The 15,437-nt window shown below is 42.0% G+C and carries 2 protein-coding genes; both read right to left on the reverse strand.

Going from position 1 to position 15,437, the window contains the following annotated elements:
- Positions 1-63 precede the first annotated feature (63 nt).
- Complete coding sequence (locus tag UABHE_RS34475; protein ID WP_372368049.1) at positions 64-13,542, reverse strand: hypothetical protein; 13,479 nt, start codon at positions 13,540-13,542, stop codon at positions 64-66.
- A 102-nt stretch (positions 13,543-13,644) separates the two neighbouring features.
- On the reverse strand, positions 13,645-15,437 hold a 1,793-nt coding region (locus UABHE_RS34480), incomplete at its 5' end, for a hypothetical protein (RefSeq protein WP_372368050.1).

Here is a 15,437-nt window from a genome sequence, read left to right on the forward strand (position 1 = left end):
AATAAAAGCGGCCCTAATACGATTTTCGCATTAGGGCCGCTTTTTATTTAGTAACTGTTGGCATTACTTTGTCGAAGGAATCGCTCCTTGCGGAAGGAATTCATATAGAAAACCACTATTTCCTTGTAATTGTAGCAATGCCTGTTGTTGCCATTCTAGAAGTGTTTCTATTTGTTCTGCTGTTAACTGTGTAACTAAATCATCAATTGATGAAAGTTCTTTAGCATAAACACTACTATGTAACACAGATGAGAAGTAAGTTCTCATATTATATCCGGAGTCCTCTATTACATGTGATTGTTGTGAGACAATCTCTATGTGATGCGGTTCCTCAAAAATCACTGTATTTGGGAATGTTGCCAACCAGTTTCCTCCAGTATCAGCCATTACTGTTTGTGTTCCAATAATGTTTCCACCTGAACCGTAGATTACAACTTGTTGCGACGAATTCGGCGCAGCTGTACCACTGTAAATTGGGTCTATACTCAAAAATGGTTGTCTACGTAATCTTGTAGGATCACCAAAGCCATCGTCGTTTCCAGAAGGATTCGCTGGATCAAATACTGGATTAGAATCCAAAGCGTCAAACACAAAGAATAAGAAGTCATCTACATCTTGTGTTATATTGTTATCTGGTGTTAAGTCGATTCCCTGACTTCCGTCATCTGTTACAGAAGCAATGTTTGTTATGGTTCTAATACCGCTACTTAATAAATCATCATTCACTCTTAGAGTTACAGTGACTGTTGTTTCTGAAAGCCCCTGCAGACTATCAATATTAAAGGTTACCTCTCCTGTTTCTGGATCGAATTGTCCATTGTCAGAGGCCTCAATAAAATCAAATACGCCTTCTGGTAATGTGTCAACTATCTCTAGTCCTAGAGCTTCTTGAGTACCTAAGTTGCGTATGGTTAATTCATAAGTCGTGACTTGTCCAGGTTGTAAAGAGTTGACGTTGTTTGTTTTCTCTATTTGAAGATCAGGTATAGAAACAAGTACATCTATTTCTTGTGCTGTATTATCGTCACTATTTAGATCTTCACCGTTTTCTCCATCGTCACTTACTGTAACTGTGTTAGTTATATCTTCAACAAAGGCTGCAATGGCTTCATCTAAAACAGTATTGAGTTCTATGGTTACCTCTTCACCTACAGCAAAGTCACCTATTGTAAAATTGAAGGTGTTTGTATCGCTATCGAATACACCTGTTGTTTCAAAAGTATTGTTCGCACGTCCATCATCTACAACTTCTTGTGGAACATCTTCTAAAGCCACAATGAATTCACCGTTAAACTCTGTGATTACATCTTCAGGGTTAACTTGTTCAGGTAATTCACCAAAAGAAACAACAGTAATTACCTCAGCGGTTAGTAGCTGATTGCTTCCATCAGCTAATGTTGCTATAGCAGATTGAAAGTTCAATTCATTTTGTAATGTATCGCTGATAAAAACACCTGTAGCATCCTGATTACCATTATTTTGAACGACAATAGTGTAAGGAATTGTGTCTCCAGCAAAGAACTCTGTCTCGTCTGTTGATTTACTTACAAATAAGTCAGGCGCTGCTATTAGAACATCTGTGTCATCATTGATGTTATTTTCTGGTGTAGGATCGACACCGTGTGTTCCATCATCGACTATACTAACATCAATATTGAAATCATCTATACCAGCAGGAACAACATCAAGAATTACAGTATTAATAGTAAAAGTTACTTCTTCACCGTCTGGTAAATCGAAAGGTGGAAATGTTAAAGTAAATGTACCATCGGCGTTTTCGACTACTACTACATTATCAGTGATATCATTACCATCATCATCTAATACTTCTAGTTGGTTGATATCGACTGTTTCTGGAAGAGTTTGAGTAATTACAGCTCCAGTAGACTCTTCATTGCCGTTGTTTGCGACAACAACGCTGATAGCAACATCATCGCCAGGAGTTACATCGTCGACATTATCGTCAATGCTTATATTTAGATCAGAGCCTGTAATGAGAACTTGTGCTTCATTATCAATATTAAGGTCATTGATATCACCACCATCATCATTAGGATTACCTGTACGTTGAATATCATTGTCTCCGTTGTCTGGTTGACTGTCGAAGATGACATCGGCATTTGTTGGAACTACAGTTCCGATACCTATACCTTCAATGTCGACCTCAAAAACGAGAGAAACATCTTCGCCTTCAGGAAGTATAGGTATAGTAAATACTAAATCATCGCCAATCTGTTCAACAGTGACTCCATCAGGAAGAGTTGTATTACCATTGAATGTGAATCCCTCTTCCAAAGGTACAGTAACGATAACGTCGTGAGCATCTGCTGTGCTATCTGCTAGATGTTCGATATCTATAGTAAACTCTAATGTGTCACCATTGCGAGGAGTTGGGTTATCTGGAGTTATAGTAACCTCTAAACTTGGCTCTGTTATTGTGACGTTATCGTCATCGTTAGCAACAATAGGTGTGTCATTGTTATTACTGGATATAGAAACCTCAAAATCTTTTGTGTCTCCATTATTGTTGTTATCGTCATTCTGAACAATGGCGTCAAAGTTGATTTGGATGTCAACCCCATCGTTGTCAAATCCATCGACTCCAGGAACTTCAACGTTGCCAAAGTCAATGACAAGTTCGCCATTTATAATCTGTGCATCTTGTATAGTAGAAGAAGCGCCATTTGGAAAAATGATCTCAATACCATTTACTGGGTCAATTGTCAGTCCATCAGGAACAGGTAGTGTAACAACAACGTTTTCAGTAGTACCTTCCTGCAGATTAACATTGATAGTGCCTTCGACAGTATCTCCGATTTGGAAATCGTCGTTTGCTATGTCGATGTCGACTTCTAGAGTATTAGGCAACTGAGTGGTAATCGCGTCGGCATCAGCATTGTTGTCGCGCTCAATGTTGTTGTCGCCCGCAGCGTCTTGCGAATCAAAGTCAACAACCGCATCAGTTTCAAGAACATCAAGCGGATTGATTTCGTCGAGAAGAGTAACATCGTACTCAACAATGATCTCATTACCTAAAGCTAAGTCGCCAAGAACAGCGTCAGTGATAATGATAGTGTCTACTCCGTTTACATCTTGAACAACAAAGTCACCGTTGTCAGGGTCGAGAGTAAGCTGGGTGCCATCCTCTAAAGTAACGCGAACTTCGGTAACTTCAGTACCATCAGGAACATTGGCGTTGAACTGAATGTCAAAAGCATCAGTTTGACTGTCAGCTGGATCATCGGCTGTAGCATCTCCAACATGAGTGATAGTTGCGGTGTAATTTATAACATCACCGGCATCAAGATCAGCTAGTTGGTCACCACTGTTGACTGCAACACCGTTGAATTCTTGTACGATATCAACTTGCAAGATCGGCTCGACGATTTCCACTTGGTCATCATCAGTAGCTTCGTTAAGAACCCCGTTGTTATTGCTGGTAGCAGTAACTTCGAAGAGTTTATCATCGGTATTGTTGTTGTTGACATTGTCGTCTTGAACAATGGCGTCGAAGTTGATTTGGATGTCAACTCCATCATTATCAAATCCATCAACGCCAGGAACCGTGACATTTCCAAAGTCAATGACAAGTTCGTCATTTATAATCTGTACATCTTGTATAGTAGAAGAAGCGCCATTTGGAAAAATGATTTCAATGCCATTTACTGGGTCAATTGTCAGTCCATCAGGAACAGGTAGTGTGATGACAACATTGTCAGTAGTACCTTCTTGCAGATTAACATTGATAGTGCCTTCGACAGTATCTCCGATTCGGAAATCATCGTTTGCAATGTCGATATCAACTTCAAGAGTGTCAGGCAACTGAGTGGTAATCGCGTCAGCGTCAGCATTGTTGTCGCGCTCAATGTTGTTGTCCCCTGCAGCGTCTTGCGAATCAAAGTCAACAACCGCATCAGTTTCGAGAACATCAAGCGGATTGATTTCGTCGAGAAGAGTAACATCGTACTCAACAATGATCTCATTACCTAAAGCTAAGTCGCCAAGAACAGCATCAGTGATGATGATAGTGTCTACTCCGTTTACATCTTGAACAACAAAGTCACCGTTGTCAGGATCGAGAGTAAGCTGGGTGCCATCCTCTAAAGTAACGCGAACTTCAGTAACTTCAGTACCGTCAGGAACATTGGCGTTGAACTGAATGTCAAAAGCATCTGTCTGACTGTCAGCTGGATCATCGGCTGTAGCATCTCCAACATGAGTGATGGTCGCGGTGTAGTTTATAACATCACCGGCATCAAGATCAGCAAGTTGGTCACCACTGTTGACTGCAACACCGTTGAATTCTTGTACGATATCAACTTGTAAGATAGGCTCGACGATTTCGGCTTGGTCATCATCAGTAGCTTCGTTTTCAACCCCGTTGTTATTGCTGGTAGCAGTAACTTCGAAGAGTTTATCATCGGTATTGTTGTTGTTGACATTGTCGTCTTGAACAATGGCGTCAAAATTGATTTGAATGTCAACTCCATCATTATCAAATCCATCAACTCCAGGAACTGTAACATTTCCAAAATCTATCACAAGTTCGTCATTTATAATCTGCACATCTTGTATAGTAGAAGAAGCGCCATTTGGAAAAATAATCTCAATACCATTTACTGGGTCAATTGTCAGTCCATCAGGAACAGGTAGTGTGATGACAACATTGTCAGTAGTACCTTCTTGCAGATTAACATTGATTGTTCCTTCGACAGTATCTCCGATTCGGAAATCGTCGTTTGCTATGTCGATATCAACTTCTAATGTGTCAGGCAACTGAGTGGTAATCGCGTCAGCGTCAGCATTGTTGTCGCGCTCAATGTTGTTGTCGCCCGCAGCATCTTGCGAATCAAAGTCGACAACCGCGTCAGTTTCGAGAACGTCAAGCGGATTGATTTCATCGAGAAGAGTAACATCGTACTCAACAATGATCTCATTACCTAAAGCTAAGTCGCCAAGAACAGCGTCAGTGATAATGATAGTGTCTACTCCGTTTACATCTTGAACAACAAAGTCACCGTTGTCAGGATCGAGAGTAAGCTGGGTGCCATCCTCTAAAGTAACGCGAACTTCAGTAACTTCAGTACCGTCAGGAACATTGGCGTTGAACTGAATGTCAAAAGCGTCAGTTTGACTATCAGCTGGATCGTCTGCAGTAGCATCTCCAACATGAGTGATAGTCGCGGTGTAATTTATAACATCACCGGCATCAAGATCAGCGAGTTGGTCACCACTGTTGACTGCAACACCGTTGAATTCTTGTACGATATCAACTTGTAAGATCGGCTCGACGATTTCGACTTGGTCATCATCAGTAGCTTCGTTTTCAACCCCGTTGTTATTGCTGGTAGCAGTAACTTCGAAGAGTTTATCATCGGTATTGTTGTTGTTGACATTGTCATCTTGAACAATGGCGTCAAAATTGATTTGGATGTCAACTCCATTATTGTCAAATCCATCAACGCCAGGAACTTCGACGTTTCCAAAGTCAATAACAAGTTCGTCATTTATAATCTGCGCATCTTGTATAGTAGAAGAAGCGCCATTTGGAAAGATGATCTCAATGCCATTTACTGGGTCAATAGTGAGTCCATCAGGAACAGGTAGTGTGATAACAACATTGTCAGTAGTACCTTCTTGCAGATTAACATTGATAGTGCCTTCGACAGTATCTCCGATTCGGAAATCGTCGTTTGCTATCTCGATATCAACATCAAGTGTGTCAGGCAACTGAGTGGTAATCGCGTCAGCATCAGCATTGTTGTCCCGCTCAATGTTGTTGTCTCCCGCAGCGTCTTGCGAATCAAAGTCGACAACCGCGTCAGTTTCGAGAACGTCAAGCGGATTGATTTCATCGAGAAGAGTAACATCGTACTCAACAATGATCTCGTTACCTAAAGCTAAATCGCCAAGAACAGCATCAGTGATGATGATAGTGTCTACTCCGTTTACATCTTGAACAACAAAATCACCGTTGTTGGCATCGAGAATAAGCTCTGTACCATCTTCTAGAGTAACGCGCACTTCTGTCACTTCTGTTCCGTCAGGAACATTGGCATTGAACTGAATGTCAAAAGCATCTGTCTGACTGTCAGCTGGATCATCGGCTGTAGCATCTCCAACATGAGTGATAGTTGCGGTGTAATTTATAACATCACCGGCATCAAGATCAGCGAGTTGATCACCGCTGTTGACTGCAACACCGTTGAATTCTTGTACGATATCAACTTGTAAGATAGGCTCGACGATTTCGACTTGGTCATCGTCGCTAGCTTCGTTAAGAACTCCATTGTTGTTGCTGGTAGCAGTAACTTCAAAGAGCTTATCATCGGTATTGTTATTGTTGACGTTGTCATCTTGGACAATCGCATCGAAGTTGATTTGAATGTCAACTCCATTATTGTCAAATCCATCAACTCCAGGAACTGTAACATTTCCAAAATCTATCACAAGTTCGTCATTTATAATCTGCGCATCTTGTATAGTAGAAGAAGCGCCATTTGGAAAGATGATCTCAATGCCATTTACTGGGTCAATAGTGAGTCCATCAGGAACAGGTAGTGTGATGACTACATTGTCTGTCGTACCTTCCTGCAGATTCAGATTGATTGTTCCTTCGACAGTATCTCCGATTCGGAAATCGTCGTTTGCTATCTCGATATCAATATCAAGTGTGTCAGGCAACTGAGTGGTAATCGCGTCAGCATCAGCATTGTTGTCGCGCTCAATGTTATTGTCACCGGCAGCGTCTTGCGAATCAAAGTCAACAACAGCGTCAGTTTCGAGAACATCAAGCGGGTTAATCTCGTTGAGAAGAGTAACATCGTACTCAACAATGATCTCATTACCTAAAGCTAAGTCGCCAAGAACAGCATCAGTGATGATGATAGTGTCTACTCCGTTTACATCTTGAACAACAAAGTCACCGTTGTCAGGATCGAGAGTAAGCTCTGTACCATCTTCTAGAGTAACGCGCACTTCTGTCACTTCTGTTCCGTCAGGAACATTAGCATTGAACTGAATGTCAAAAGCATCTGTCTGACTGTCAGCTGGATCATCGGCTGTAGCATCTCCAACATGAGTGATAGTCGCGGTGTAATTTATAACGTCACCGGCATCAAGATCAGCGAGTTGGTCACCGCTGTTGACTGCAACACCGTTGAACTCTTGTACGATATCAACTTGTAAGATAGGCTCGACGATTTCGATTTCGTCGTTATCAGTAGCTTCGTTAGGAGTCCCATTGTTATTGCTCGTCGCAGTAACTTCAAAAAGTTTATCATCGGTATTGTTATTGTTGACGTTGTCATCTTGGACAATCGCATCGAAGTTGATTTGAATGTCAACTCCATTATTGTCAAATCCATCAACTCCAGGAACTGTAACATTTCCAAAATCTATCACAAGTTCGTCATTTATAATCTGCGCATCTTGTATAGTAGAAGAAGCGCCATTTGGAAAGATGATCTCAATGCCATTTACTGGGTCAATAGTGAGTCCATCAGGAACAGGTAGTGTGATGACTACATTGTCTGTCGTACCTTCCTGCAGATTCAGATTGATTGTTCCTTCGACAGTATCTCCGATTCGGAAATCGTCGTTTGCTATCTCGATATCAACATCAAGTGTGTCAGGCAACTGAGTGGTAATCGCGTCAGCATCAGCATTGTTGTCGCGCTCAATGTTGTTGTCTCCCGCAGCGTCTTGCGAATCAAAGTCGACAACCGCGTCAGTTTCGAGAACGTCAAGCGGATTGATTTCATCGAGAAGAGTAACATCGTACTCAACAATGATCTCATTACCTAAAGCTAAGTCGCCAAGAACAGCATCAGTGATGATGATAGTGTCTACTCCGTTTACATCTTGAACAACAAAGTCACCGTTGTCAGGATCGAGAGTAAGCTCTGTACCATCTTCTAAAGTAACGCGCACTTCTGTCACTTCTGTTCCGTCAGGAACATTGGCGTTGAACTGAATGTCAAAAGCATCAGTTTGACTGTCAGCTGGATCGTCAGCAGTAGCATCTCCAACATGAGTGATAGTCGCGGTGTAATTTATAACGTCACCGGCATCAAGATCAGCGAGTTGGTTACCGCTGTTGACTGCAACACCGTTGAACTCTTGTACGATATCAACTTGTAAGATAGGCTCGACGATTTCGATTTCGTCGTTATCAGTAGCTTCGTTAGGAGTCCCATTGTTATTGCTCGTCGCAGTAACTTCAAAAAGTTTATCATCGGTATTGTTATTGTTGACGTTGTCATCTTGGACAATCGCATCGAAGTTGATTTGAATGTCAACTCCATCATTATCAAATCCATCAACTCCAGGAACTGTAACATTTCCAAAATCTATCACAAGTTCGTCATTTATAATCTGCGCATCTTGTATAGTAGAAGAAGCGCCATTTGGAAAAATGATCTCAATACCATTTACTGGGTCAATTGTTAGTCCATCAGGAACAGGTAGTGTGATAACAACATTGTCAGTAGTACCTTCTTGCAGATTAACATTGATAGTGCCTTCGACAGTATCTCCGATTCGGAAATCATCGTTTGCAATGTCGATGTCAACATCGAGAGTGTCAGGCAACTGAGTGGTAATCGCGTCAGCATCAGCATTGTTGTCGCGCTCAATGTTGTTGTCTCCCGCAGCGTCTTGCGAATCAAAGTCGACAACCGCGTCAGTTTCGAGAACGTCAAGCGGATTGATTTCATCGAGAAGAGTAACATCGTACTCAACAATGATCTCATTACCTAAAGCTAAGTCGCCAAGAACAGCATCAGTGATGATGATAGTGTCTACTCCGTTTACATCTTGAACAACAAAGTCACCGTTGTCAGGATCGAGAGTAAGCTGGGTGCCATCCTCTAAAGTAACGCGAACTTCAGTAACTTCAGTACCGTCAGGAACATTGGCGTTGAACTGAATGTCAAAAGCATCAGTTTGACTGTCAGCTGGATCGTCAGCAGTAGCATCTCCAACATGAGTGATAGTCGCGGTGTAATTTATAACGTCACCGGCATCAAGATCAGCGAGTTGGTCACCGCTGTTGACTGCAACACCGTTGAACTCTTGTACGATATCAACTTGTAAGATAGGCTCGACGATTTCGATTTCGTCGTTATCAGTAGCTTCGTTAGGAGTCCCATTGTTATTGCTCGTCGCAGTAACTTCAAAAAGTTTATCATCGGTATTGTTATTGTTGACGTTGTCATCTTGGACAATCGCATCGAAGTTGATTTGAATGTCAACTCCATTATTGTCAAATCCATCAACTCCAGGAACTGTAACATTTCCAAAATCTATCACAAGTTCGTCATTTATAATCTGCGCATCTTGTATAGTAGAAGAAGCGCCATTTGGAAAGATGATCTCAATGCCATTTACTGGGTCAATAGTGAGTCCATCAGGAACAGGTAGTGTGATGACTACATTGTCTGTCGTACCTTCCTGCAGATTCAGATTGATTGTTCCTTCGACAGTATCTCCGATTCGGAAATCGTCGTTTGCTATCTCGATATCAATATCAAGTGTGTCAGGCAACTGAGTGGTAATCGCGTCAGCATCAGCATTGTTGTCGCGCTCAATGTTATTGTCACCGGCAGCGTCTTGCGAATCAAAGTCAACAACAGCGTCAGTTTCGAGAACATCAAGCGGGTTAATCTCGTTGAGAAGAGTAACATCGTACTCAACAATGATCTCATTACCTAAAGCTAAGTCGCCAAGAACAGCATCAGTGATGATGATAGTGTCTACTCCGTTTACATCTTGAACAACAAAGTCACCGTTGTCAGGATCGAGAGTAAGCTCTGTACCATCTTCTAGAGTAACGCGCACTTCTGTCACTTCTGTTCCGTCAGGAACATTAGCATTGAACTGAATGTCAAAAGCATCTGTCTGACTGTCAGCTGGATCATCGGCTGTAGCATCTCCAACATGAGTGATAGTCGCGGTGTAATTTATAACGTCACCGGCATCAAGATCAGCGAGTTGGTCACCGCTGTTGACTGCAACACCGTTGAACTCTTGTACGATATCAACTTGTAAGATAGGCTCGACGATTTCGATTTCGTCGTTATCAGTAGCTTCGTTAGGAGTCCCATTGTTATTGCTCGTCGCAGTAACTTCAAAAAGTTTATCATCGGTATTGTTATTGTTGACGTTGTCATCTTGGACAATCGCATCGAAGTTGATTTGAATGTCAACTCCATTATTGTCAAATCCATCAACTCCAGGAACTGTAACATTTCCAAAATCTATCACAAGTTCGTCATTTATAATCTGCGCATCTTGTATAGTAGAAGAAGCGCCATTTGGAAAGATGATCTCAATGCCATTTACTGGGTCAATAGTGAGTCCATCAGGAACAGGTAGTGTGATGACTACATTGTCTGTCGTACCTTCCTGCAGATTCAGATTGATTGTTCCTTCGACAGTATCTCCGATTCGGAAATCGTCGTTTGCTATCTCGATATCAATATCAAGTGTGTCAGGCAACTGAGTGGTAATCGCGTCAGCATCAGCATTGTTGTTGCGCTCAATGTTGTTGTCTCCCGCAGCGTCTTGCGAATCAAAGTCGACAACCGCGTCAGTTTCGAGAACGTCAAGCGGATTGATTTCATCGAGAAGAGTAACATCGTACTCAACAATGATCTCGTTACCTAAAGCTAAATCGCCAAGAACAGCATCAGTGATGATGATAGTATCTACTCCGTTTACATCTTGAACAACAAAATCACCGTTGTCGGCATCGAGAATAAGCTCTGTACCATCTTCTAGAGTAACGCGCACTTCTGTCACTTCTGTTCCGTCAGGAACATTAGCATTGAACTGAATGTCAAAAGCATCTGTCTGACTGTCAGCTGGATCATCGGCTGTAGCATCTCCAACATGAGTGATGGTCGCGGTGTAGTTTATAACATCACCGGCATCAAGATCAGCAAGTTGGTCACCGCTGTTGATTGCAACTCCGTTGAACTCTTGTACAATCTCCACTTGTAAGATCGGCTCGACAATTTCGATTTCGTCGTTATCTACATTGCTTGCAAGCTCATTACCATTATCATCACTTGTTGTAATAGTAGTCGTAAAGTTTTTATTATCTGCATTGTTATTGTTAACAACATCGTCGAGAACAATGCCATCAAAGTTGATGGTTATGTCAGGTTGATCGTCGCCGCGTGTGTCTGCGTCTCCGAGTTGTTCAGGATTAAATTCATTACTTCCTTCGTTAACAACATCGCCAAGCTCAATAGTAAGAACAGTATTTCCATCGCCGTCAACAGCTGTGTTTATTGCCGCTGGATCAATCGTAAAAGTACCGTCCCCGTTATCAGTAACATTGTCAGAAGTCACTCCTGCATCAAGAGTGATAACAAAAGTATCGAGATCAAATTCGATTCCTGCAGGAATTACTTGAGTGATAACAACGTTTTCACTCGTTCCTTCAAGAACATCCGCATCAATCTGTACAGGAACATCGTCACCAATTTGGAAGTTTGTTAGGTCAACAACTCCATCATTATTGTTGTCCACTCCAATGTTGGTTTCAACAGCAATTTGAGAGACAGACTGTAAAGCGATATTGTCTTGCGCCTGTACTCCAGTACGAACAATTTCATTACCGTCAGCATCGACGTTTGGTCCAACATCTTCCTGAGTGTCAAAATCAACAGCAGCGTCAATAGCGAAATTGTCGCCGATAACAGCAGTGTCGAGAATTTCGACATCATATTTAATTTCGAGAGTGTCGTTTTGTACTAAGTTTTCTAGGCCAATCGCTTCAAGTTGAACATCAGTAATCTGTATTTGGTCATCAACACCATCATCATCAGTGTCAACTAAAAAGTTAGCGAGAACAGCTGGATCGTTTATAACGTTTCCATCACCAAGATCAAGTGACTGAAGCTCGGTATTTGCTGGAATATCAAGAACAATGTTGAGATCAAAGGCGTCTGCCGTACTTGCTGCATCATGTTCAACAGTTGCGGTATAACTAACTGTGTCGCCAGCATCGAAGTCAAAAACATCACCATTGTTAACTGCAGTAGTAACACCGTCGTTGGTAACGCTTTGTTCGAGAGTAACGTTTAGTACTGGTTCAGTAATTGCGACTTCATCATTGTCATCATCGCTAGCCACTTCGTTGCCATCGTCGTCAGCAGTAGTAATTGTCGTGTCGAAAGCTTTATTGTCGCCATTGTTATTATTCACAGCATCGTCGAGAACAATGCCATCGAAGTTGATGGTTATGTCAGGTTGATCGTCGCCGCGCGTGTCTGCGTCTCCGAGTTGTTCAGGATTAAATTCATTACTTCCTTCGTTAACAACATCGCCAAGCTCAATAGTGAGAACAGTGTTGCCGTCACCATCAACCGCTGTGTTTATTGCTGCCGGATCGATAGTGAAAGTACCGTCACCGTTATCAGTAACATTTTCAGAAGTAACCCCAGCATCAAGAGTAATGACAAAAGTATCGAGATCAAACTCGATTCCTACAGGAATTACTTGAGTGATAACAACGTTTTCACTCGTTCCTTCAAGAACATCGGCATCAATTTGTACAGGAACATCGTCACCAATTTGGAAGTTAGTTAGATCAACAACTCCGTCATTATTGTTGTCTACACCAATGTTGGTTTCGACAGCAATTTGAGCGACAGACTGTAAAGCTATATCGTCTTGCGCTTGTACTCCAGCGCGATCGATTTCATTGCCATCAGCGTCAACGTTTGGTCCAACGTCTTCTTGACTATCGAAATCAACAGCAGCGTCAACAGCGAAATTGTCGCCGATAACAGCAGTGTCGAGAATTTCGACATCGTATTTAATTTCGAGTGTGTCGTTTTGTGCTAAGTTTTCAAGACCAACAGCTTCAAGTTGCACATCAGTAATTTGTATTTGATCATCAATTCCATCGTTATCAGTATCAACTAAAAAGTTGGCGAGAATAGCTGGATCGTTTATGATGTTACCGTCACCAAGGTCAAGTGACTGAAGCTCGGTATTTGCTGGAATATCAAGAACAATGTTGAGATCAAAGGCGTCTGCCGTACTTGCTGCGTCGTGTTCAACAGTTGCGGTATAACTAACTGTGTCGCCAGCATCGAAGTCAAAAACATCACCATTGTTAACTGCAGTAGTAACACCGTCGTTGGTAACGCTTTGTTCGAGAGTAACGTTTAGTACTGGTTCAGTAATTGCGACTTCATCATTGTCATCATCGCTAGCCACTTCGTTACCATCGTCATCAGCAGTAGTAATTGTCGTGTCGAAAGCTTTATTGTCGCCATTGTTATTATTCACAGCATCGTCGAGAACAATGCCATCGAAGTTGATGGTTATGTCAGGCTGATCGTCACCACGTGTGTCTGCGTCTCCGAGTTGTTCAGGATTAAATTCATCGCTTCCTTCATTAACAACATCGCCAAGCTCAATAGTGAGAACAGTGTTGCCGTCACCATCAACCGCTGTGTTTATTGCTGCCGGATCGATAGTGAAAGTACCGTCACCGTTATCTGTAACATTTTCAGAAGTCACTCCTGCATCAAGAGTGATAACAAAAGTATCGAGATCAAATTCGATTCCTGTAGGAATTACTTGAGTGATAACAACTTTTCACTAGTTCCTTCAAGAACATCGCTAATGGTTTTCACTCGTTCCTTCAAGAACATCCGCATCAATCTGTACAGGAACATCGTCACCAATTTGGAAGTTCGTGAGGTCAACAACTCCATCATTATTGTTGTCCACTCCAATGTTGGTTTCAACAGCAATTTGAGAGACAGACTGTAAAGCTATATCGTCTTGCGCTTGTACCCCGGCGCGATCGATTTCATTACCGTCAGCATCGACGTTTGGTCCAACATCTTCTTGGGTATCAAAATCAACAGCAGCGTCAACAGCGAAATTGTCGCCGATAACAGCAGTGTCGAGAATTTCGACATCATATTTAATTTCGAGAGTGTCGTTTTGTGCTAAGTTTTCTAGGCCAATCGCTTCAAGTTGAACATCAGTAATCTGTATTTGGTCATCAATACCATCGTCATCAGTATCAACTAAAAAGTTAGCGAGAATAGCTGGATCGTTTATAACGTTTCCATCACCAAGATCAAGTGACTGAAGCTCGGTATTTGCTGGAATATCAAGAACAATGTTGAGATCAAAGGCGTCTGCAGTACTCGCTGCGTCGTGTTCAACAGTTGCGGTATAACTAACTGTGTCGCCAGCATCGAAGTCAAAAACATCACCATTGTTAACTGCAGTAGTAACACCGTCGTTGGTAACGCTTTGTTCGAGAGTAACGTTTAGTACTGGTTCAGTAATTGCGACTTCATCATTGTCATCATCGCTAGCGACTTCGTTACCATCGTCATCAGCAGTAGTAATTGTCGTGTCGAAAGCTTTATTGTCGCCATTGTTATTATTCACAGCATCGTCGAGAACAATGCCATCGAAGTTGATGGTTATGTCAGGTTGATCGTCGCCGCGTGTGTCTGCGTCTCCGAGTTGTTCAGGATTAAATTCATTACTTCCTTCGTTAACAACATCGCCAAGCTCAATAGTAAGAACAGTGTTGCCGTCACCATCAACCGCTGTGTTTATTGCCGCTGGATCAATCGTAAAAGTACCGTCCCCGTTATCAGTAACATTGTCAGAAGTCACTCCTGCATCAAGAGTGATAACAAAAGTATCGAGATCAAATTCGATTCCTGCAGGAATTACTTGAGTGATAACAACGTTTTCACTCGTTCCTTCAAGAACATCCGCATCAATCTGTACAGGAACATCGTCACCAATTTGGAAGTTCGTGAGGTCAACAACTCCATCATTATTGTTGTCCACTCCAATGTTGGTTTCAACAGCAATTTGAGAGACAGACTGTAAAGCTATATCGTCTTGCGCTTGTACCCCGGCGCGATCGATTTCATTACCGTCAGCATCGACGTTTGGTCCAACATCTTCTTGGGTATCGAAATCAACAGCAGCGTCAACAGCGAAATTGTCGCCGATAACAGCAGTGTCGAGAATTTCAACATCGTATTTAATTTCGAGTGTGTCGTTTTGTGCTAAGTTTTCAAGACCAACAGCTTCAAGTTGTGCATCAGTAATTTGTATTTGATCATCAATTCCATCGTTATCAGTATCAACTAAAAAGTTGGCGAGAATAGCTGGATCGTTTATGATGTTACCGTCACCAAGGTCAAGTGACTGAAGTTCGGTATTTGCTGGAATATCAAGAACAATGTTGAGATCAAAGGCGTCTGCAGTACTCGCTGCGTCGTGTTCAACAGTTGCGGTATAACTAACTGTGTCGCCAGCATCGAAGTCAAAAACATCACCATTGTTAACTGCAGTAGTAACACCGTCGTTGGTAACGCTTTGTTCGAGAGTAACGTTTAGTACTGGTTCAGTAATTGCGACTTCATCATTGT

Origin of the sequence: Candidatus Uabimicrobium helgolandensis, assembly GCF_041508025.1 — a bacterium.
GTDB classification, from domain to species: Bacteria; Planctomycetota; Uabimicrobiia; order Uabimicrobiales; family Uabimicrobiaceae; genus Uabimicrobium; species Uabimicrobium helgolandensis.